The 22,820-nt window shown below is 61.0% G+C and carries 17 protein-coding genes; 1 reads left to right on the forward strand and 16 read right to left on the reverse strand.

Going from position 1 to position 22,820, the window contains the following annotated elements; translation table 11 throughout:
- The 3 genes from CBW50_RS16980 to CBW50_RS16990 form a co-directional block, all read right to left on the reverse strand.
- A partial coding sequence (locus CBW50_RS16980; RefSeq protein WP_139842554.1) for a response regulator occupies positions 1-394 on the reverse strand: 394 nt, incomplete at its 3' end.
- Positions 395-576: 182 nt separating this feature from the next.
- Positions 577-1,215, reverse strand: a complete 639-nt coding sequence (locus CBW50_RS16985; protein ID WP_086146656.1) for an NF038129 family PEP-CTERM protein — start codon at positions 1,213-1,215, stop codon at positions 577-579.
- 10 nt (positions 1,216-1,225) lie between these two features.
- On the reverse strand, positions 1,226-4,219 hold the full coding sequence (locus tag CBW50_RS16990; RefSeq protein ID WP_086146657.1) for an ExeM/NucH family extracellular endonuclease: 2,994 nt from the start codon (positions 4,217-4,219) through the stop codon (positions 1,226-1,228).
- 514 nt (positions 4,220-4,733) lie between these two features.
- On the opposite strand from CBW50_RS16990, the gene CBW50_RS16995 reads away from it, so the two are divergent.
- Positions 4,734-5,396 (forward strand): PEP-CTERM sorting domain-containing protein, encoded by a 663-nt coding sequence (locus CBW50_RS16995; protein ID WP_226936449.1) that lies wholly within the window; start codon positions 4,734-4,736, stop codon positions 5,394-5,396.
- A 63-nt stretch (positions 5,397-5,459) separates the two neighbouring features.
- Here CBW50_RS16995 and CBW50_RS17000 read toward each other — a convergent pair whose 3' ends face one another.
- The 13 genes from CBW50_RS17000 to CBW50_RS17060 form a co-directional block, all read right to left on the reverse strand.
- Complete coding sequence (locus CBW50_RS17000; RefSeq protein ID WP_226936450.1) at positions 5,460-6,482, reverse strand: TIGR03790 family protein; 1,023 nt, start codon at positions 6,480-6,482, stop codon at positions 5,460-5,462.
- Positions 6,483-6,622: 140 nt separating this feature from the next.
- Entirely contained in the window at positions 6,623-7,201 is a 579-nt protein-coding gene (locus tag CBW50_RS17005; RefSeq protein WP_086146659.1) for an FxDxF family PEP-CTERM protein, read from the reverse strand.
- Positions 7,202-7,287: 86 nt separating this feature from the next.
- Positions 7,288-7,845 carry an FxDxF family PEP-CTERM protein gene (locus CBW50_RS17010; protein ID WP_086146660.1) on the reverse strand — a complete coding sequence of 186 codons (558 nt, stop codon included), beginning with the start codon at positions 7,843-7,845 and terminating at the stop codon, positions 7,288-7,290.
- A gap of 183 nt (positions 7,846-8,028) precedes the next feature.
- Entirely contained in the window at positions 8,029-9,483 is a 1,455-nt protein-coding gene (locus CBW50_RS17015) for a mannose-1-phosphate guanylyltransferase/mannose-6-phosphate isomerase (RefSeq protein ID WP_086146661.1), read from the reverse strand.
- A gap of 20 nt (positions 9,484-9,503) precedes the next feature.
- On the reverse strand, positions 9,504-10,658 hold the full coding sequence (locus CBW50_RS17020; RefSeq protein WP_086146662.1) for a sugar phosphate nucleotidyltransferase: 1,155 nt from the start codon (positions 10,656-10,658) through the stop codon (positions 9,504-9,506).
- Positions 10,659-10,710: 52 nt separating this feature from the next.
- Positions 10,711-11,988 carry a glycosyltransferase family 4 protein gene (locus tag CBW50_RS17025; protein WP_086146663.1) on the reverse strand — a complete coding sequence of 426 codons (1,278 nt, stop codon included), beginning with the start codon at positions 11,986-11,988 and terminating at the stop codon, positions 10,711-10,713.
- Positions 11,969-13,279 carry a nucleotide sugar dehydrogenase gene (locus CBW50_RS17030; RefSeq protein ID WP_086146664.1) on the reverse strand — a complete coding sequence of 437 codons (1,311 nt, stop codon included), beginning with the start codon at positions 13,277-13,279 and terminating at the stop codon, positions 11,969-11,971. Before CBW50_RS17030 ends, CBW50_RS17025 begins: the two co-directional genes overlap by 20 nt.
- Before the next feature lie 11 nt (positions 13,280-13,290).
- Positions 13,291-15,288, reverse strand: a complete 1,998-nt coding sequence (locus tag CBW50_RS17035) for an alginate lyase family protein (protein ID WP_086146665.1) — start codon at positions 15,286-15,288, stop codon at positions 13,291-13,293.
- The gene (locus CBW50_RS17040; protein WP_086146666.1) at positions 15,285-16,355 is read right to left on the reverse strand and encodes a glycosyltransferase family 4 protein; all 1,071 of its coding nucleotides are present in this window, start codon (positions 16,353-16,355) and stop codon (positions 15,285-15,287) included. The genes CBW50_RS17035 and CBW50_RS17040 overlap by 4 nt, the downstream gene beginning before the upstream one ends.
- A gap of 72 nt (positions 16,356-16,427) precedes the next feature.
- The gene (locus CBW50_RS17045) at positions 16,428-17,777 is read right to left on the reverse strand and encodes a phenylacetate--CoA ligase family protein (protein WP_139842555.1); all 1,350 of its coding nucleotides are present in this window, start codon (positions 17,775-17,777) and stop codon (positions 16,428-16,430) included.
- A gap of 46 nt (positions 17,778-17,823) precedes the next feature.
- A complete protein-coding gene (locus tag CBW50_RS17050) occupies positions 17,824-18,813 on the reverse strand; it encodes a glycosyltransferase family 4 protein (RefSeq protein ID WP_139842556.1) in 990 nt (329 codons plus the stop codon).
- Positions 18,814-18,907: 94 nt separating this feature from the next.
- Positions 18,908-20,191 carry a glycosyltransferase gene (locus tag CBW50_RS17055; RefSeq protein WP_086146669.1) on the reverse strand — a complete coding sequence of 428 codons (1,284 nt, stop codon included), beginning with the start codon at positions 20,189-20,191 and terminating at the stop codon, positions 18,908-18,910.
- Positions 20,192-20,384: 193 nt separating this feature from the next.
- On the reverse strand, positions 20,385-22,643 hold the full coding sequence (locus CBW50_RS17060) for a DUF4962 domain-containing protein (RefSeq protein WP_226936451.1): 2,259 nt from the start codon (positions 22,641-22,643) through the stop codon (positions 20,385-20,387).
- Positions 22,644-22,820 lie beyond the last annotated feature (177 nt).

The following is a 22,820-nucleotide window of genomic DNA, read 5'->3' on the forward strand; positions in this document are numbered from 1 at the left end:
CGCCGCCGCGCACGGCCAATGGCGCGCGCCGGCGCAGCAGCGCGTGCACGCGGGCCAGCATCTCGCGGGGACCGAAGGGCTTGCACAGGTAATCGTCGGCGCCGCTTTCCAGCGCCAGCACCTTGTCCTGTTCGCTGTCGCGCGCGCTGACCATGATAATGGGCAAGTCGCACAGCTGGCCATCCTGGCGCACCTGGCGCAGCAGCGCGATGCCGGAAGCGTCCGGCAACTCCCACTCGAGCAGCAGCACGTCGGGCGGGTCGGCCGCCAGCAGCGCCTGCGTCCCGCGCGCATCGACGGCGCAGCTGACGCGGTAGCCGGCGCCGGCCAGGTTATGCGCCAGCAGCGCCTGCATGGCGGGCGCAGGGTCCAGCACCAGGATATGGCCAGGCATCGATGCATCCTCCGAAAAAGTTGGCGATGGTCCGTCAAAAACTAGACGGCTCGACAAGTTTTTCACTATGCATCAAGCGCAAAACGGTGACTAATACAATTTAGTTTCCTGATTTATAGCTATTTCAAATAAATACACGAAACACAGCGGCCCGCAGGCGCGCTGTGTTCTGTTTGGCAAGACTATGCGCGCGTGACAGGCTGGCGGCGGCGCAGGGCAAAGCCGATCAGCGCCAGGCCGCCCGTCAGCATCATCCATTCCGACGCTTCCGGCACGGCTGAAATCGACGCGATGCTCGCATACGTGCTGCCGGCGATGGCAGCCGGCATGCCGCCATTGAGCGGCGTCAGTTCGAATTGCACGAGGTTGCCGTTCGCATTGCCCAGGTAAGCCATGCCCGTGTAGTCGAGCAAGCCCACGCCGAACGTCGTGCCCGCGTTGCCGGCCGTGTGCAGGAAGTCGCCGCCAAAGACAATATTGAAACCGAACTTGCCGCCCAGGGTCACGTTGTGAAACCAGTCGTTGTAGGCACCGCCATTGCCGAAGCTCAAGGTGCCGGGCAAGCTGCCGCTGACATTGCCTTCCTGCGATGCCGGTGCGCCGAACGCGCCCGAGAAATTGCTGAGGGTGGCCGTCGCGCCCGGCGCCGGGTTGTTGCCGGCGATAAAGGCGAAGTCGAGGAAACCGGCGCCCGAGAACTGGCGCGTGTCGATTTCCACGCGGTAGCCGAGCGGGTCCGCCAGCGCCACGCTGGAGCTGCCGGCAAGCACGGCGGCCAGGACGGCGCGGCGCAGGGTCAGATTGAATTGCGAAGCAAGCATGATGAGGTCCTTAGAAGTTGCCGGCAAAAATGCTGGCCGAGTAATTGATCGTCACTTTCGACGGATTGCTGAAACTGACGGCAAACGAGGCCGTCGCGCCCGGCGCCAGGCTGGCCGCGTTGACGGTGACGAAAGCCGCGCCCGCATGGCTGCCGCTGGCGTTGGCCAGGGTCACGCCGGCCGGCAGGCCGCCGAACGCCACCTGGAACGGGCCGCTGATGGCCGCCGCGCCCGTGTTGGTGAACGAGAACGTGCCCGTGTACTTTTGCGTCGCGCGGTTGTACGTCAGGCCGGAACTGGCTTGCGCCACGGCGGCCGTGATGTCGCGGTAGGCGGGCTGCAGGTCCAGGCTGATGACGACGGGGTCATGGTCCGAGGCGCGGTAAGGCAAGGCGTTGTACAGGTCTTGCGGCTTGGCCGAGTCGATGTTGTAGTCGATCACTTCCGGCTCGTCCGCATTCACATGCCATTCGGCAACGCCAGCCACTTGCGGGCTCAGCGACGCGCTGGCCAGCGCATGGTCGAGATAGCCGCTCTGGCCGCCGAACACATACGAGTACGGCATGCCGGACGGGCGCACGAAACGCTCGAGTTCATTGACGAAGCCGGCGCCCGTGATGACCTGGATCGGGTCTTCGGCGCCATACGAGTTCAGGTCGCCGATGACGAGCACGTCCGCGTCGCCGGCGGCGGCCGCCACCTGCGGCACGAAGCTGCCCACCAGGCGCTGCGCCTGCTGCACGCGGGTGGCGTTCCAGCAGCTCTGGCTGTCGTTCTGGTCCGCGTCCAGCCCGCCCGACGGGCAGCTGCCCTTCGACTTCAGGTGGTTGACGATCAGCGAGAATTTCTCGCCATTGCCGGCGCGGAAGGTCTGCGCCATCGGCGGACGGTTGTTGATGGCGTTGGCGTCCGACAAGGCACCGCCCACCAGGCCCAGTTTGGCCGGCTTGTAGATCATGGCCACGCGGATGGCATCCGTGCCCGTGGCGGCCGGCTTCGGCACCACGGCGTAGCTGACGCCGCCGATGGCCGCGTTGAGCTGCTCGACCAGGTAGGTGACGGCCGTTTCGCCATTGTTCTGGATTTCCATCAAGCCCACCACGTCCGCGTCGATGGCCTTGAGTTCAGCGACGATCTTGTCGCGCTGGCGCACGAATTCGGCCAGGTTGTCGGCGCCGCGGCAGTTGCTCTTGCTGGTCGACGAACCCACGGTGCAGCCCTGCCCCGTCTGACCAAACACATTGTTGCCATTGGTAAAGGTCGTGAAGAAATTCAGCACGTTGGCGCTGGCCACCTTGACGTTGCCGGACGGCAGTTCCGGGCTGCCCGTGCGTGGGTTGTCGCGCGAGAATTGCGGCGCTTGCGTCGGCTGCAGCTTATACGCGGCACCGCCACCGCCGATGGCGCCGAAATCCACCACGCCCGTCAGGTCGGACACCGTGTCGCCGCTGCGCACGGTGTTGTCCTGGCCGATGTAGGGTATCGTCGGCGGCGTGACGAAAATGCCATCATCGAGCACAATCAGATTGTTCGCATTGGCCGCGATCAAACTTTGTGCTTCGTTCGATCCCGCCGGATAGCGGTTGGTCGGCACTTCGCGGCGGCCCGCCGACAGGGTCAGCTCGCCGCGCGCGCCCAGATAGGCGTTTTGCGACACGGTCAACGGCTGCGTGAAGCGCACCAGCATGCCTGCGACGGCGGCCAGCTTGTCGTTCGGCAAGGTCACATTCGCCGGCACGATGCCGTGGCCGGCGCTTTGCGTGAGGATGGCCGTCACGTCCTTCAATTCCGTGTAGGAATTTTTCGCGCCCGACGGCGTGTATTCGAACACCGTGCCCGTCACGCGCACCAGTTCGCCCGGCTGCACCGTGGTGACGGCCGCGCCCGTGTACACAAAAATGCCGTCCGACGTCGACGGGTCGCCGTCGCCGGCCGCGTCCTGCATGAAGAAGCCGGTGCCCACTTTCAGGGTGACGACGCCCTCGGTCGTCTGCACGGAATTGGCGTAGGGGCTGCTTGCACCGCTGCCCTGGATCTGCGGGATCGTGTGGCTGATGGCGGCCAAGCCCTGCACGGCCACGTCGATCTTGCAGCTGGCGCTTTGCTGCTGGTCGTTGCTGAAATTGACGATGACAGGATAATTTCCCACCGGCACGCCAGCGGCCACCAGCAGGCTCACGCTGGCGCTCTCGCCTGCCACGCCGGCCGCGCTGAAATTGGCCAGGCTGATGCCGGCCACGGCCGGCGAGCTCAAGGTAGCAGCATTTACCACGCCATCGATGTCGGATGCGCGCAGTACGGCGCTGCCGCCATTGCCCAGGGCCAGGGCCAGACTGGCGGGGCAGCTGGTGATGATCTGGTGCACGACGGGGCCGCCGCAGACGTGGCGTTCGGACGCCGTGTTGCGCGGCGTCACGCTGCCGGCGGCGAAGTCCACGCTGTTGTCATCCGTGTCGCTGCAGCCGCCGTTCGCGCGCGCGATCGACAGGGTATTCGATGGCGCGGGCGCCGCGGCGCCTTCAAAGCCGTTGGCCGTGCCGAAACCCACCAGGTCGACGACGGCGGCGCCCGTGGGGCTGGTGCCCGTCTGCGCCGTCTTGCTGTTGCTCAACAGCACCTTGCCCGCCGTGCCCGACATGGCCAGGCTGCCCGTGGCGTCCGGCGTGGGCAAGTCCTGCGTGCCGCCCGTGCCCTTGGCTTGCTGGACCAGCAAATACTGGCCAGCTTGCAAATCGATAGCGGGCAAGGCGGTCACGGCCCAGTTCGAACCGGCGGCGGACGCGTATTGCACGCTCCAGTTAGCCAGGCTCACGGGACTGGCGCCGCGGTTGAACAGTTCGATGAAATCGTTGCGGTACAGCGCACCCGTGTTGCCGCCGCCGCCATACACCTGGCTGATGACGACATCGGACGCGGCCAGCGCCGGCACGGACAGGCTGGCCAGCAAAGCGGCCATGACGGTCAGGCGCAGGGGCGTGCGCAAGGGGGAGAACGAGGTGTGCATGAGGATCCCGGTCGGTAAATAATTGGCGCCGGTTCCGCATGATGGGCCGGCGCGCCACAATTAACAAAAGTATTTCAGACTTGTTATTTGCATATTAAAGGCCGGGGATGACGACTTGATGACATTTGATTAAGCCGAACGGAGTAAAGGTCCATCTTCCCATCCAGCATGCAAGTAGCAAGTAAACAACATCTGGCCCTCGGGCTTCAGCAAGTACAGCAAATTGCTCAAAGATATGATATATTTCTATTAAATAAGTTTTATTCCTTGCAAGTTTATAAAGCTTGCCCAGTCAGTAGCAACACGCCAGTAAATAGATACGCAATGGGCCCAGTCCACGCCCTGCGCCACGCATTATTCGATGCACTATTTGAATGTACTGCTAATTTTATTGCGTCGAGATCATGGAGCGCACAGCGCCCTGTCGGCATGAAAACCCTAGCGAGATCAAACCATGAAAAAATTCCCCCCCGCCATCCACTTATCCCTGCTGGCCATTGCCGCCACCCTGGCATTGAGCGCAGGCTCTGCTGCAGCGCAAACAGCGGCACCCGCCGCTGCGGACAATAAACGCTGCGAAGCAAACAATGCCGGCGCCAATGGCAATGCCAGTGAGGCAGACATGAACAGCACATATAGCGCTTGTCGTTTGGCAAATGGTGCCGTCGGCATGGGCTGGCGCACCAACGACGGCAAAGGCGCCTTGCCCGAATTCAGCGACGATGAATCCTCACAAGTATTGCGCAAGCCGCAGTTCGACAGTCGCGGCCATGATCTGAGCCAGTTCGGCACGGACGCCGGCACCCGCGCCAAGGGCCTGGGAAGAGGCGCCAGGCAAGATGGCTTTGACTACAGTGCGGGCACGCGCGATTTTGTTGCGCAAGAAAGGCTGGAACCGTTCAGCGGCGGCGAAGGCTATCGCGCCGTGGGACGGGCGCTGCCGGAGCAGTATGCGCCACTGCTGACATCCTCCGACACGCCCCCACCCGCGGCAGCCAGCGGCGGCGGCGTCGGCTCCGGCGGTGCTGGCGGCGGCATCGAAGGCCGCAGCATCGCTCCAACGGCCATATTACCGCCGGTACTGGCCGTGCCCGAACCGGAAACCTATGCCATGTTGCTGGCAGGCTTGGCCATGGTCGCTTTTGCGGGACGCCGAAAGCGGATTGCCAAGGCATAATAAAAAAGGCTCGCAAGAGCCTTTTTTATCGGGTCCGCCGGCGGCGCGGGGTGCCCGCTACCGCTAGCGCCGGAATGCCGCGTACGGCGCGGCCAGCGGATCGCCGATGAACAAGCCTTGGGCAGGCCAGGAAACGCTGCCCCAGTAGGCTTCCACCGCCGTCACGCCGGCCAGGTAGCGGCGCAACAGGACCGTCGGATTGGGAAACTTCTGCCAGTAATTGCAAGGCTCGCTGACGGTGCCGTAGCTGGCGGTTGCCCCTGCCTCCAGCCAGCGCTGGCTGCTCATCTGTGCTGTTCCCTGCAAATCCCCGCCAAATGACGTCAGATGATCCGCCAGGGCGCCCGGCAGAAAATGCAAGGTGGCGAGCTTGGGGACCTTCGCCATGCCCGTCTGGTACACCATGATGTCGCGTGCGCCTTCCAGGCTGTCCGCAGCCATGTTCTTGATGCTCAGTTTGCGCTGCCGCACCTCCCCCGCAGGCGGGAAGAACGGCGCGCGGCTATTGCGCGCCGCTTCACTGGTCCGCAGATAATAGGCGCTGGCCGTTGGCACGGCAAAACCGCTGACTGCCCCGCGGTCGACTACGGCCTTGGCCTCTTCCACAAAATCGATCGGCAACAACATCGACAGGCGCATCCCCATGTCCGTGTATGGCTGTCCCACATTGCTGTTGAAATAGCGGCTGGCTTTGCCGGGATCACACGTCTTCGCGCATTGCGCGCCATCATAGCCCAGCGTGTAAGCGGAGGTGATCGAGTTGCATTCGACGGCGTAGGGCGCACTCCACACCATCAGCACGGCCTGGATCGCGGGCTTCAATTGCGCGTCGATGCGCTCCTTCAATTGCGCGAACTGGTCTGCGCTGAGCTTGCGCGGACGGTTCGGGATATGCACGTGCACGACGTTCGCCGCAGGGATGGCATGGGCCTGGCGGTAATATTCGCCCACCTCGATACTATTTGGCTCCGCATCGTTGATGACGATGGCCAGCTGCGACGGCTGCAATCCTGGCGCGCCAGGCGGCGCCTCGGCATGCGCGATGCCAGCGGCCAGCGCCAGCGACAAACAGAGAAAGTTACGCAATGGTGGATATCGCCCGGTGAGGTGGAATCGAAGCCGCCATGTGGCGGCCGCCAGCTATGCGGATGATTATAGCGCCATGCAACCGACAGGCGAAAAAAATGGAGGCCGCAGCCCCCATTTCATGTTTGCAAAGTACGCGTTCAGGCTTGCAGCTTGCGGCGCCGCGCCGCGAAACCCGCCACGCCCAGGCCGGCCAGCAGCATGCCATAGGTTTCCGGTTCCGGCACCGGCGTCACCGCCAGGTTGCCGCTGTAGCTGCCGCCTGCGGACGAAGCCACGTAGCCGTCGATCTGCAGGAAATAATTACCGGCCGCCAACGGCGTACCGCCCGATGCCAGGCTCCACGCCTGATCTTGCGCCGTATAGTTGATCAGGTCGAGCGTTCCCTGGAACAGCACGCCGCCCGCATTGCGCAGGCTGAAACCGGTCAAGGTCAGGCCGGAATTGGCGCTGGGCTTGAGCGATGTCGCCAGCGCGCTCAGGTCATTGAAACCCGTCACGCTGAAGGTAAATTTGTCGCTGAAAAAGTTATTTTGCGCGCCAGCCAACTGGCCTGCCGCCAGTGTAAAAGAACCGAGCAGTTCAGCGCTCGAATAGTCGAGCAGGTCCTGCGTCAGATCTAGCGGCGCGTGGCTGATATCGACCGGGGCGGCATGGGCCGCCACGCCGCTGCCGGCAAACATGGCCGCCACGAACAGGGATTGAAGAAATTTTTTCATACTTTTCACCAAGAGTGCTGCAGCCAGCTGAGGCTGGCCGCGGGATAAAATGCGAATGGAAGGCAAGCAACCGTCGTTAGCCGTGCTCAGCCGGCGTTCTGGCGACGGCGCGCCATGAAGCCCAGCAGCCCCAGGCCGGCGAGCAGCATGGCATAGGTGCCAGGCTCAGGCACTGCCGACACCAGGCTGCCATTGGCGCCGAAGGCGGCACCCGTGTTCGACACCACATTGCCGCTGACTTTCAGGTAGTAGGAACCGGCGCCCAGATTGGCATAGGACAAGGCCCATTTGTCATCGATGCCGCTCAACAATTGATCGCCGCCCAGCAACAGGGTATTGCCGACACTGCTGTACAAGCCAAAACCCGTCAGGTTCAGGCCATTCGTCGCGCTGCTGCTGCGCGAGGTCAGCACGACGCTCAAATCGCTGGCTTGCGCCACGCTGAAATTGAAGACGTCATTGAAAAAATTGCTTTTCTGATTATTCTTGAATTTGTCGCCGAAAGTCAGCGAACCACCGGCCGACAATTTTACGGCGCCAGGCACGGAACTGATGTCGACAGGCGCGGCAAAGGCTGCCTGCGCGAATAAAGCTGAACCGGCAAAGGCCAGCGCAGCCAGCACCGAATACGTATTTTTCTTCATGCGATTCCACTGAACGTGAATGCGGACACGCCAGCGCGCCCACATGAGTTATCGGATCAAACCAGGCAGAATCATAGCATAAAGTAATTTTTTATGTTAACTATTGTTCAATGGAAAGTTACTTTATAGCATCATTCTTTAAGCCAATAGTTTCGCTATGCGGCGATCGCAAGGCTCGGCACATCAGACGCGCCGGTAGACATCCTCCAGCCGGACGATGTCGTCCTCCCCCAGATAGCTGCCCGATTGCACTTCGATCAGGTGCAGGGGCAGCTTGCCCGGGTTTTCCAGCCGGTGCGTCATGCCGATGGGAATGTAGGTCGATTCGTTCTCCGTCAACAAGGTCACCTTGTCGCCGCACGTGACTTGCGCCGTGCCGCTGACGACCACCCAGTGCTCGGCCCGGTGATGGTGCATCTGCAGCGACAGCTTGCCGCCCGGATTGACGGTGATGCGCTTGACCTGGAAGCGTTCACCGACATCGATGCCTTCGTAGGCGCCCCATGGGCGGTAGACCTTGCGGTGCTGCACGTGTTCGCTGCGCCCCGCCTGCTTCAGGTGGTCGACCACCTGCTTGACGCGCTGCACCTGGTCCTTGTGCGCCACCAGCACGGCATCGTTGGTTTCCACCACGACCAGGTCTTGCACGCCCAGCACGGCCACGATGCGGCTCTCGGCGCGCACCAGGCAATTGCTCACGCCATCGAGATACACGTCGCCGCGCACCACGTTGCCGCTGGCGTCGCCCGGCTGTACTTCCCACAGCGCCGCCCAGGAACCGACGTCGCTCCAGCCTATGGCAGCCGGCAATACCACGGCGTGCGCCGTATGCTCCATGACGGCATAGTCGATCGAATCGGATGGGCTGGCAGCAAAGGCTTTTTCTTCCAGGCGGCAGAAATCGAGGTCGCGGTAGCCGTCGCGCACGGCCGCCTCGCAGGCGGCCAGCATGGCCGGCTGGAATGCCGCCAGTTCGCTCAGATAGCGCCCGGCGCGGAACATGAACATGCCGCTGTTCCAGAAATAGTTGCCGCTGGCAAGGAAGGACTGCGCCGTGGCCAGGTCCGGCTTTTCCACGAAACGCTCGACCTTGCAGCCTGGCGCGCCGGCAGCTACCGGCGCGCCGCTGCGGATATAGCCGTAGCCCGTTTCCGGCGCCGTCGGCACGATGCCGAAAGTAGCCAGCGCGCCGTCCTCCGCCAGCAGGGCCGCCTCGGCGATGGCCTGGTGAAACGCGGCCACGTCGCTGATGACGTGGTCGGCCGGCAAGACCAGCATCAATGCCTGCGGATCGATGGCCAGCAGGTAGTGCGCCGCCACCGCCACGGCCGGCGCCGTATTGCGGCCCACCGGCTCAAGCAGGATGCCCAGCGGCGCCAGACCGATCTCGCGCAGCTGTTCCGCCACCATGAAGCGGTGATCATTGCCGCACACCACCAGCGGCGGCATGACTTCGAGCGCGGCCAGGCCACTGTCGCCCGCGCGGCGGTTGGGCAGGCTGTGCACGCGCAGCGCCGTCTCCTGCAACATGGTTTTATCTGTCACCAGCGGCAACAGCTGCTTGGGCAGTACGGCACGCGACAGTGGCCATAGACGGGTGCCCGAACCGCCGGACAGGATGACTGGATAAATTTTCATGATTTCACTTCACAAACAGTTTATTGGGTAGCATACCGGGCCGGTGGCGTTTCCACGCGGCGCAGGCTGCGCCGGTCGCGCGCATTGCCCCAGGCGCCAACTGCATACTCGGAGGCGTGGCGCATCTGGCCGGCCCGGTCGACACTGAATTCCTTGAAAACGATCATTTCGTCGAGCAAGACATCGGCCAGCACACGCGTGTATTCGAACAGCACGCTGCGCACCACTTCGGCGCCGGCGCACACATGGCTGCCATGGCCGATCCACGTGGGCCCGACGATGACGGCGCCCGCATCGATGCGGCAGCCCGAGCCGATATACACGGGACCTTCGATGCGCGTGCCGCCGCTCCAGTCGATACTGGTATTCAAGCCCACCCATACGCCATCGGCAATCTGCCGCCCTGGAACGTGCAATTGAGCAACTTCTCCCATCAGCACGCTTTGCAGTACTTCCCAGTAATCCTTGACGCTGCCGATGTCGATCCAGTTGTATTGGCGCTTTTGCGCATAGAATGGCAAGCCCTTTTCCACCAGCAAGGGAAACAACTCGGAACCGATATCGAACGGACGCTCGCCAGGAATCAGGTCCAGCACTTCCGGCTCGAAAATATAGATGCCGGTGCTGACGCAATTGGACAGCGCATCGGCCTGGGCCGGCTTCTCCTGGAAGGCGCGGATGCGCCCGTCGGCGTCGCTGACCACCACGCCGTAGCTGGACACCTTCTCCCACGGCACTTCCAGGGTGATGACGGAGGCCAACGCCCCCATGCGGCGGTGCTCAAGCAGGGCCGATTCCAGGTCGAGATCGATCAAGGCGTCGCCGCACAGGACAATCGTCGTCTCGTCAAAGAAACCGCCAAACTCCTGGATCTTCTTCATGCCGCCGGCTGAACCCAGCGGTTGCGGTACGACCTCGCCCGTGCCATTGGTATAGCCTTCGAACGAGTAGCCGATCTGCACGCCGAACTGGTGGCCTTCGCCGAAATACTCCTCGATCTTTTCGTGCAAATAACTGACGTTGACCATGATTTCAGTCACGCCATAACGGGCCAGGTGTTCCACCAGATAAGCCATCACGGGCTTGCCCAGGATGGGGATCATCGGCTTGGGCAAATCATAGGTCAGTGGCTGCACGCGCGTACCCTTGCCTGCAGCTAAAATCATTGCTTTCATCGTCGCACTAGCTCCGTCAGGATGGGGGAATGGATAAGCCGGCTGCGTGCCGCTACTGGCCGTCCTTGCGCAACGTCGCGGGCGCCACCGGCGCGGCGCTGGCGGGCGCGGCGCCGGGAAACAGGCGCGCGTACGCGGCCAGCAGCTTCGGCGCTTCATATTCCCACTCCAGCTCGTTGACCACGCGATGGCGGCCGAAGGCTCCCATCTGCTCGCGGCGGGCGGGATCGTCCAGCAACTCGACGATCTTGCGGGCCATGTCGACAGGATCGTTCTTCAATGCATACAAGGATGCCTGCTGTGCGGAAACCTTGCCCTCGACCAGATCAAACTGCACGATCGGTTTGCCCAAAGCCATGTATTCCATGATCTTGTTCATGGTCGACTTGTCGTTCATGTCGTTGGCCACGTCCGGGTTCACGCAGACATCGGCCGTATTGAGCATTTCCAGCAATTGCTGGTCCGGCACGCGTCCGGTAAACGTCACGTAGTCGGCGATGCCCAGGTCCTGCGCCATCTGCTTCATCTGTTCGAGCGAAGTGCCGCCGCCGACCAGGCCGAAGTGCACGTCCTCGCGCTGCAAGGTCTGCACGATGTATTGCGCCGCCTGCAGCAGCAGGTCGATGCCTTCCTGCGCGCCCATCACGCCCACGTAGCCGACCAGGTAGGCGCGGCCCTTCTTCAGCGCCGGCACGGGCGGCAGCACGCGCAGGCGGTCCAGCTTGGGCCCGCTGCGCACCACGTAGACATCCTCGGGCTTCATGCCGCCCCGCTCGATGGCGATCTTCTTGTACGACTCGTTGGTGGCGATCGACACGTCGGCGCTCTTGAACGACCAGCGCTCGAACAGCACCATCAGCTTGTAGAAGAAGTCGCGGCGGCCGAACTTGGCTTCGTACAACTCCGGATTGATGTCGTGATGGTCGAACAGGAAACGCTTGCCCATCGTCAACTTAAAGAAACCGCCGATGAGGAACAGCAAATCGGGCGGATTGCAGGCGTGAATGACGTCGAAGCCGCGCGCAAAATGCACTTTCCATGCCAGGCGGAACGTGTGGAACAGCGCCAGCGAGTACTCAACCAGGTAGCCCTTGGCCCCTTCCGCTTCCAGCGGCAGGTGGTAGCGGTAGATATGGATGCCGTCGATGGCTTCGTAGCGCGATTCGTAACCCTTGCCCGTGGGGCAGATGATCGACACTTCGTAGCCATTCGCCTGCAGGGTGGTCGCTTCCTGCCAGACGCGCCGGTCGAACGGCGACGGCAGGTTTTCCACCAGGATCAGCACGCGGCGCGGCGCACCTGCCAACTTGTTACCAGCAGATGCCGTCATATTGCTCTCCACTTTGTTCCTTGCTGATGCGTACCAGGTCAACGATATGCTGGTGCGGCTGCAGGCTGGCGGGCACGGTCTTGAATTCGGCCGCGCCATTGCCGATGACGATGGTGTCGGCAAAATCGAGCACATCCTGCATATTCGTCACCATCAGCTTGGAGATGTGCGGGATGTGGTTGAGGATGTAATCCTGGTTGGCGCCCGTCAGGGCGGCCAGGTTGACGTTCTTGTCGTACAGCTTCAGTTCGTAGCCCTTGCCCAGCAGATACTCGATGACGTCGACCAGCGGCGACTCGCGCAAGTCATCCGTGCCGGCCTTGAACGAGAAGCCCAGGATGCCCACCTTGCGCGCGCCTTTGTCGACGATCATCTTGATGCCCTTTTCCACTTGCCGCTGGTTCGACGGCAGGATAGAGTTCAGCAAGGGCAAATCGAGGTCCAGGCTGCGCGCCTTGTAGGTCAGCGCGCGCACGTCTTTCGGCAGGCACGAGCCGCCGAAGGCGAAGCCCGGCTTCATGTAGTACGGCGACAGGTTCAGCTTGGTGTCCTGGCAGAAAATCTCCATCACCTTGTGGCCATCGATGCCGACGGCCTTGCAGATATTGCCGATTTCATTGGCGAACGCCACTTTCACGGCATGCCAGGTGTTATCCGTGTACTTGACCATCTCGGCCGTCTCGACGTCCGTGCGCACCAGCGGCGCGTCCATCTTTTCATACAGCTGCACCAGCAGCGCACCGGCCTTTTCATCGGACTCGCCGATGACCGTCTTCGGCGGATGGTAGTAATCGTAGACGGCCGTGCCTTCGCGCAGGAATTCCGGGTTGTTGCAGACGCCGAAATCGACGCCGGCCACCTTGCCCGACGCCGCTTCCAGGGTCGGGATCACCAGCGCGCGCATGGAACCGGGCAGCATGGTCGAGCGCGCCACGACGACGTGAAAGCTGTCCTTTTCGGCAATCGCCGCGCCGATTTCCTGGCACACCTTGCGCACGTGGCTCAAGTCCAGGTTGCCATTGAGCTGCGATGGCGTGCCCACGCAGATGAGCGACATGTCCGAGCCGAAGACGGCGTCGCGCACGTCCGCCGTGGCGCGCAAATGGCCGCTTTTCACGGTGGCGGCGATCATCTCGCCGATGTCTTTCTCGATGATGGGCGTGGTGCCCTGGTTGATCAGGTCGACCTTGGTCTTGTTCGGATCGACGCCGATCACTTCATGCCCATCCGTTGCCAGGCAACCGGCAGAGACCGCACCCACGTAGCCGAGGCCAAAAATACTGATTTTCAAAATATGCTCCCTTAATAATTAGCCGGCGACGCCTGCGGCATCAGCTCGATGTGCGTCACGATTTCAGTTGTTCCCTGCACCCGCATGCGCCAGGCGGCGCTGGCAATCGGTGATTTCTCGTCGAAGCGGCGCGATATCCAGCCGCCAGGCGGTGTATCGCTGCCGCGCAATATTTCCGGTGTTCCATGCGAACAGCGCATGCGCAGGCCGGAATGCCGGCCCTGTGCCTGCAATTGTCCGTCATGGACGGTGACGAGGCACTGCTCTCCGAACTGCCAATGCACGGAAATATCATGTACATTTGTACATTGTAATATGTCTTTTACAACAATGCATTTATTATTAAAGTTGAATTCGATACGACGCCGGTGCAGCACGGGATCGGCCAGGCGGCTGTAGCCATCGTGTTCGCCCTCAAAAACTTGCACTTCAGAATTCGTATCATGGGCAATCATGCGCGCATTGGCTTTTTTCAGCCACATGAAATTGCCGCCGATTTCAGACTGGTCCAGGCCGTCGACGGCCACCGTGTTATGCGCGGGCGTGCTGCGGAAATAGTCGCGCCATTTTTTTTGCGTGTGATAGGCGTAGGTGCCTGGATCGGTGAGCAGCTCTTCGCCGCCGACGGAGAGGGTAAAGGCCAGCGCGTCGGCATGTCCATGCGCGGCAATGGACAGGTAGCCCAACGGTGCGCAATCGGCCACCAGGCGCACTTCGTCGGCCGTGCCAAACTGGCTGCCAAGCAAAAAGTAGCCGCCTTCCGGAAACGCCATCACGGGCGCCTCCGGCAAGCCGCCATCAAGCGCCTGCCACTGTTGCAAGCCCGCCACACCAAACAGCCAGCGGTTCTTGTCATCAAAATGGCCAGCCTTGCGCTTGAAGTCGGCGCGGTCAAACAGCACGGCGCAGCTGGCCAGCAGCGAACGGTAGCGATGCCAGCCGTCCTCGTGCGCCAGGCGTACCATCTGCGCATCGTCGGCATCGCCCGTCATCGGCACGTTGCCATCCACGTCCATCAGCGCGGCGATGAAGCCGGCCAGGCGCTCCAGGCGCTGCAAGTACGCCGCGGAAAAGCCCGTGCCATTGGCCTGCGCTATCATCTGGCACAGCAGCATCATGTCCATTACTTCATGCTGGTAATAGACGGCTTGCTCGCGGTTCACGCCATCGGGCGTATTTTGCTTGAGCGCCTCCTCTTCCAGCCCCTTGCGCGCCAGCGCCTGCCATTTTCCACTTTCCGGCCAGCAAGGCCAGACCAGGCTGGCCACGAACAAGCCCATGTATTCGCCGAACAGATGATTGTTCGCCGACGAATGACGCGAAAAATAACCGGCGATAAAGTGCGCATGCTGATAGATCGCGGCAAGCCACTGTTGCAGGAAGCGCTGCCCCGCCTCGCCCTGGAACAGCGGCGACGCCAGCCCTCCCAGCAATTCCCAGGCGCAAGCCCAGTTCAGCAGGCGCAGCGCCAGCTCAAGCGAACTGGTCCAGTGCACGCCCATGGGATACGGGCATTGCCCGAACCATGATTGCAGCAGGGTACGCGCGCCGTCGGCGTAGCGCTGCTCGCCCGTCACTTTCCATGCCTGCGCCAGCGCCACCAGTTCCAGGTGCCGGTTCGGTTCCCACAGATACTTGATATCGCCCACTACTTTTTCACTGCGATAATCGATCTGCTTGCCCAGCGTCAGCGGCGCCACGGTACCCGTCTTCGGGTCGCGGTTCCATTGCGGCGGGAAACCCAGTTCCGCGCCACGCAGGGCAAAGATGTTCCAGCGGCCCGCCAGCACGGCGTCGGCAGCCCCGCGCAGGGCGGCGATATCGGTATCATGCCCGTTGCCAGCCAGAAAGGACCGTCCCGTGCGAGACAGGTCAGGCGCGGGCACGCTGCGCAGCAAACCGATGCCCAACTTGCTGGCCTTCTTTTGCAGCAACTGTTGCACGCGCCAGGCGATCTCCGGCGCCCCCATCAATTTCAAGCGGTTGATTTTCCAGGCCAATGATGTCATACGGCACGCAGCCCCAGGTCGTTATAAATTTGTTCCAGGCGCGGCATGACCGCCGCCGTGGAGAACTGACATTCCACCTTGCGGCGCCCCGCAGCCCCCATTTTTTGCGCCAGGGCATCGTCGTCCAGGAGCCGCGCGATCCGGTCAGCAAGTCCCTTGACATCGCCGGGCGCAAGCAGGTATCCCTCCACCCCATCTTGTATGGCATCGGGAATGCCGCCGACCGATGTGGCGATCACGGGCACGCCGCTAGCCATCGCCTCCAGTATGCTCATCGGCAAGCCTTCAAAATACGAGGGCAAGATGTAGATGCGGCAACTATTGAGCAGACGCGTCTTTTGTTCGCCGTGCACCCAGCCCAGCAAGTCGACGTGCTGCGCCACTCCCAGCGCATCGGCTTGCTGCTGCACGGCGCTACGGTCGCCATCGCCACCGAGCGCCAGATGCAGCGCGGGACAACGCTGCGTCAGTTCGGCGCAGACCTGCAGCAGGTCATAGACGCCCTTGGCCCGGCCCAACTTGCCCAGAAACAATACCGTTCCCGCTTGCCGCGCCGGCCATGGCGCGACCATGGGCGGCAACGCCACGGGATTGAGCACGGTCTCGATATGTGGATTGCGGCTCATGCCCCGCACCCAGACATGCCAGCTGCTCGACAGCACCAGGACGCGCGATGCATGGTTGAAAATATAGCGGATATACGCGCGCCGCAAAGGACCGCGCAACCCGTCATAAAAAGCGGCGAAGCCGCCGCCATGCAAGTGCAGGATGCTGGGAACGCGAAACAGGAATGCAAGCAGGAAAAATCCCGACTTGCGCCAGAAGCTCGCGTTCGAGGCGACATGCACGTGAATCAGGCCGACCTGCCCGGCCAGCAGCATGAACAGGCAGCGCGCATAGGCGCAGAGCATGATGCGCAGCTTGGCCAGCGGCCCGCTGTCACAATGCGTGGCCAGGTAATGCACGCGATAGCGTTCAAACAAGCCCGTGCTCTCATACACGCGCACTACGGAAGCAATGCCGCCCATGGTGTTCAGGCTGGTGCCCAGCATCAGAATTTTTTTCATGTCGAATCCAGGTCATTTGTCATTTCCCGCCAGCAGGCGGGGCACTGCCACACATTGCCATGCCGCACGGCCCTAGCGGTTTGCCTGGGTGTTCGTCTCATTGACCACCCAGCGGAATTTTCCCGCCGCCGTATTGGGCAAGGCTGCCTTCAGCACCACCTCCACGCTGACGCCGGAATCGACCATGGTATGGATATTGTCGAGCAGCTTGAGCTTGTCGCTGTCGGAAAAGGCGGGACCAGGCAGCAGGCGCACTTCCCAGCGCGCCGCGCCCACTTGCGCCACCTGCGACTTGAGGATGTTATCGACGCCCTTGAAGGCGAACGTCAGGACCGATGGGCTGATCACCGCTCCGCCGCTGCCGGTGATGCTATCTTCAAATTTGCCGGTAACGGGCTCGATCATGGGAAAGGGCCTGCCGCACGCGCAGCTGCCAGGCTTCCAGCGGCTCCGGTCGCTGAGCCGGTAACGCAGCAGCGGCATGGCCAGGTTATGAAAGGTCGTTCCCACCACAAAACCTTCCCCGTCGGTCGCCTTGCCGTGCTCGTCCAGGATTTCAACATGGGAATAATCACTGTTCACATGCATGTGACCATGTTCGCACTCGGTCGCGAATGCCACGCGCTCGGCCATGCCATACATATCCATGATGGTGGCCCCCAGGCGCTCGGCTATCAATGCGCGCTGATGCGGATACAGCGGTTCCGACGCCGTAAACACATAAGGAATGGATAGCCGCCGCCCGCGCCGCTGCAAGAAGCCGGCCAGCGTGTAGGCCGTCGACGGATAGGCTTGCAACATGGCCGGCGCCGCCTGCTCCAGGCGGTCGATGATCGCATCGGCATGCGCCTCGGTCAGGTGCCGCGACGACAGCAGCAACTGGCGGTTATAGCGGTTCCAGAACCAGAATGGCGGTCTGGTCTGGTTGATCCCGGTCACCATGTCGCCACGCAGCGTGGCGCGCGTCAACCGGGGCGTGTAGCCGGACCAGCTCCAGTGGCGCTGGATGAAGGCGTTTTCCATCAATACCGACTGCATGCTGCGAAAAATCGTCAACGGCGTGCCTGTCGTGCCACTGGTCTGCCCGGCTGCCTGCCACGGCCGTTTGCGGCCCTGATGCGGATACAGCGCGGCACGGTGCGCAAGCAGGGTCGCCTTGTCGATCACGGGAAAATGCTCGTGCAATACCTGTGCCGCCTGGGCCGGCGTAAAACCGCCTGGCATGGCCGCGTAATGGGGCAGCGTACGCATTGCGTGCTGCATGCTCGCATGCAGGCGCAAGCGCGAATAGTGCGCCAGTTCATCCACACTCATGCGTTCATGCGCGGCGAGGCGGCCCATCGCGCGTTGCAACAAAAAATTATCGCGCAGCATGGCTCGCATGCCGAAACGCAGTTCGTTCTTGATTGAAGACATAGTCACAATGGCTCCCGCAACGGGACTTCCGATAGGAGTGGGGTGAAAGGCATCAAAGTAGCAGGAAACGATGGATTTCTTCACCTGGACTGCCGACCCGGGCCAGGCGGGACTCCGCCTGCGCGATCGCATCGCTCAATGCTTTCCGAAATGCAACATCCTCGACGGCACGCTCGAGGGTTGCGCGCATGGCTTCGACATCATCATGCGGGACGAAGCCCGGATAATCGCTGCCCAGATAGGCCTCGATCGCCTCGTGGCGCGTCGCCACCAGCGGCTTGCGGTTGCGCAACACCCGCAACAGCACGCTTTGCCCGCACGCCTCGCCCTGGCTTTTCAAGGGCATGGCAACTACGCGGCTGGCGGCCAGCAGACTCTCGAACTGCGCCTCCGGCAAATCCAGGTGCAGGGTCACGCGCGACTGCGCCGGCACAGCGACGTGGTTGCGTTCCGCTGCCACGACCACCAGCGGGGCACCGACGCCCGCCATGGCCTGCAACAGCAGGTCATAGTCGCGGTTGGAATATCCACCGGCGAACACATAGTCGCCCTCGACCGCTGCCGCGGCGCCACCAAAACCATAGAGCTCCTGCCGCCACAGGTGAAAATGCACATCTTGCGGCGCCATGCCGACGGCCTCGATCAAATTATCGCGCTCCCCTTTCGAGAAGGCGACAAAACCCATCCCGGGAAAGCGCAGCGCGCGCCAGAGCAGGTTGAGACAGCGGCGCGCCCGCAGCGAATGAACGAAACACGCCATCACCAGCAGCTTGCGCGGGCGCGTCACCAGGCCGCAACGTATCATCGCCAGAATGGGTAGCGCCTGCCAACCGATCAGCAGCACGATATCGTCGCTGCCCCACAGCTTGCGCACGCCCCACAGTTTGGGCGACACCATGGCTGACAGGATGGACAGTTTTCCGCGAAACGACGAACCACGGCCACGCTCCGGCCCCATGTTGCTGACGCGGGCACCCTGCTGCTGAAGATAGGCGACAACGTCCTGGTAGCCGCCAGCTTGGGAAAGGATTATTTGAATCATCAGAAAACATTTTCAAAAAAACATTATCACATAGCATAGCGACATCGTCCACCGTTTTGCTGCAGTGCACAGGATTGTTACAATATTATGGTTTTTAAACAATTCTCTCCCGGTAAACGGAGGCGAGCCGCCTGGCCAGAACGCGATAGCTGCGCTGTTCGTCAATAAAGGCCGGACCAGTGGCGGCAAGCAAGCGGGCGGCGGGCAGGTCGGCAAGAATGATGCCGATCTGCTCGGCCATCGCCTCGGCGGTACTGGCGGACAGCCGGCCAGCACCGCTGGCGCGCAACACATTTTCCTGGTCGGGACTATCATTGCCCACGCAAGGCATGCCCAGCGCCAGGTATTCGAGGAGCTTGGTCGGGGAACTGTAATCGAACAGCGCACCGCGCGGAACATAGGAAAGCGCCACATCGGCGCCACAAAGCAGAGCCAAGGCCTGCAGCGACGGCAGCCAGCCCGTCACATGCACCGCGTCAGCAATGCCCAGACGCGCCGCATGGGCAATCAAGGCGGGCACATCGGACGCCGTCGGCGAATCGCCGATGAACAGCAAGCGCGCCGCGGGTTGATGAGTACGCAGGAGCAACAAGGCATCCAGCAACATCGTCAGCTCACGCGAGCTATCCAGCGTGCCGAGATAAGCGAGCACGGGAACACCTTCCCATCCGGCCAGGCGGCGTGGCGCAATTGCGGCGGCATGCAGCACTTCCACGTCTACCCCCATCGGCACGGCGGTTATTTTATCTATCGCAATACCACGTTCCACCATCAATTGCTTCATCGCTTCACTTTGCACAAAAACATGATCCGCCCTTTTCAGCACGACCTTGTACAACAGAAAGCGCTCAACCAGCCCCTTCAGCAACACGAGGTAGTAGCGCTTGCCGCCACCGGCGGCAATTGCTGATCGGGCACGCGCGATACGCCCTTCACTCATCAGAAATGATACCCAATAGGTAAACCGAATACCCTTGCAGCGTGCGACAAGCATCGTCAGCAGACCGATGGAGACCATATCTCGCACCTGGATCAGGTCACACTGCTCTTTACTGGCCGCCAGTACGCGGCCCAGGCACAGCTTGAAAAATGCCCATTCCTGACGCAGGCGACAGGAATACTCGGCGGGACGCGCCTGTGTCCTGTAAGCACCGTCCACCAGTTCCCCCTTGCCTGCCCTGCCAACGATGTCACATATCACGCCATGTTGCGGCAGGTACTTGCCGAACAGCGCAGCCACGTCGACACGGAAGGTGGGCAAGGGTTCAGGTACAAGTTGCAATAATCGAAATACGTTGTGTGATTTCAAGGCAAACATCCTCGATAAGCCCGTCAATGAAAGACGCTGAAAAAAGATCGATGGCAGCGACGCGGCCATCGATCTCAAAGAACAGGCATATCATACCCGCGCCAAGGTAAATAATTAACAAAAAAATAGCTTCATTGACATAAAAATCACTCCCTCTGCCCCCTGCGTTCGCACTACCGCTCCTCATCCGCACATAAAAAAAACCTGCCGCAGCAGGTTTTTTTCAACTGATCATGGATCTCTGGGGCACAAGCTGGATCGGTCAGTTCGGAATAAAGATCGCCTGAGCTCCGACCATCAACTGTTTACCAGTGCTAGTGGTGGTTAGAGTAGTCTTCGGACGCTTGCAGCCGACATCGAGCAAAACAATGAATTCGCCAGTCTGCGCAACACTCGTTTTCACAAATGCACCATGATCCTCGGTTTTACCCGGGGCCGGCGGCGGCCCCGAGCGCGGTTGGTAGCTATTGGCCTCGCCGCCCAAGGAAGTAATGCAAAGGGTGCGATCTACTTTGGTAATCTTCACGGCGGTTGCACTCTCCGTGGCGATCGGTCCAGCCGCATGCAGATTCCATTCGAAGGACAGGGCGGTGGGCGCCGAGAGCCGGTCCACCACCACCACCGCATCCTGACCGCGCAAGTACCATACCTTGCGCACTGCCGAAGTCAACGCGCCACCGTAAGCGGGTGTCGCGTCACCGGCCGCATAATCCAAGGTCGGAGTCGTAGAAAATGCCGTGATCTTGCCATTCCGGCTCAGGTTATTGGAGTTATCGTTGATTAACTGACCTACGCCATTATTGAACGTGATGGCATTATGCGATTTAGTCTGGCGGTACCACGACATTACCAGTGGCGAATAGTAATAATCCTCATAACCGGACTCAATCAACAAACGGCGCCCGCCACTATCGATCACCAGTGCGTTCTGATCGCCATGACCATGATTATACGAACCATAGGGACTGGATTTGAAATAGACGGAGGTACGGGCACGATCCGCCAAATTACTATGCATGGCGACCCAACCGATAGTCGGATACAAGGCGGCATTGGGGGGCGGCACGGGTGTCTCGGTTACCGTTTCAACAGGCAGAGGATAAGGCGCCTGAAACAAAGTCAGATCAGCCTCGTCGCCAACGATATTCTTGACATACCAGGCTGCCTGAGGCGTCTTGAAGCGCGATGAAAAGCCTTTCAACACAAAATTATAGATATCCCCCTCATGCTGATCGCCAAATACCTGTCCTGGCGCACCTGGCGGCAGGAAGTGCATCAAATAACGCGCAAAGCCATTGCTCCACGGCTTGGTGAAGATATTCACGCCAGTCGCTTCAGCCATCGGCTGCCATAACTGCAGGGCATACTCCGTATTAAACATCGCATAGGAGGTACCGTTGGCGTAGCCGCCTTCGGGACCGCTCCAGACATACACCGCATTGACATAGGAGCGGAAAGAAAAATCAAACCAGGTAGCAGCGGCAGGGATATCACCCATCGTGAGCGTGGAAATCACCGCCAGATAGCCGAGCGCTATCACGCCGTGAGCATCAAAGGGGGTTTGATCTAACCTGTAATTGTCTTTGATGAGGTCAGCATACATGGGAGTGACCCGCGCACTAATGGCCGCCATCCAGAGTGCTTTGCGCTGCGGATCCTTGCTCAACTCGACCGACAGCAAGTCCGAGCACTTAGCCAACGTCAACATGATGCTGCGTGTCGCCATATCATGATTGACATAGCTGGTCATGCCCTCAGGATCAAGTGCTGCCAACTGGTTGCCACGTGTCAGTGCTTCCTGCAGATACCTGTTCTCACCTGTAAGCCGGTACAGTAGTGTCGCGCCCAACATTTGATTGGTTGCACTGCCTATGGCTTGAGAAATCTGGGTGATATACGCCGTGCGCGCTGCCGACGGCGTACTTGACGTCAATGGCCAAAGCGAATCCGATGGCGCGGCCAGCGGGTAGGCTCCACCCGGCATGAGACTGGTAACCTGGGCCGTAAGACGAGTCAGGGCAGCACCGCGCGCCGTGCGGATGGCCGGAGTCCAGGCACTCAAGGGCAGAAAATCCGCGCGTTGCTGGCGAGGACGAGGATGGGCCAGAATTTTGCTCTTGATTGACTCGTTGTCGGGTACTTCAAACGTTTGTGACGCACTATCAATCGTAAAGGTACGCGGCGTCGACCAATCGGTACTGGTACTGGGACGCACGCGCCAACTGTACTGGCCCGCGCTGAATGCCGTTGTCGGCAGATAAAAGGTGCGCTTACTCGTGTAAGTGGCAAACACGACACCACTCTTTTGAACCTCAACAACATAGGACGGCGGCGCCACGCTGCCCGGGTATTGTGCCCACGAAAAGGCAGGCGGGTTTTGCGCCTGCGCCTGCCGGTCGACCGGGGCCGGCCGGACAATGAATACCTCTTTCGACTCGGCCCAATCAGCCTGACTGGATCCAGCCAGCATACTCATCGCCAGCCCCAGAGCAACAGAAAAAAGTGACTTATTATTAACCATTATTGGCTCCTACAAAAAACAATCGGATGCTACAGGAAGCGACATCACCTCATCGAGCCTGCCAGGACGCCGCATAAAAATACAAACTACATAATCATCATGCATTAGCACCTAACCGCTATTTCACCTGCGTCTTAATCACCCAACTATACACCGTATATAAGATAATGGCGTTGT

The sequence above is a fragment of the Janthinobacterium sp. GW458P genome (genome assembly GCF_002127585.1).
In the GTDB taxonomy this organism is placed as follows: Bacteria; Pseudomonadota; Gammaproteobacteria; order Burkholderiales; family Burkholderiaceae_D; genus Janthinobacterium.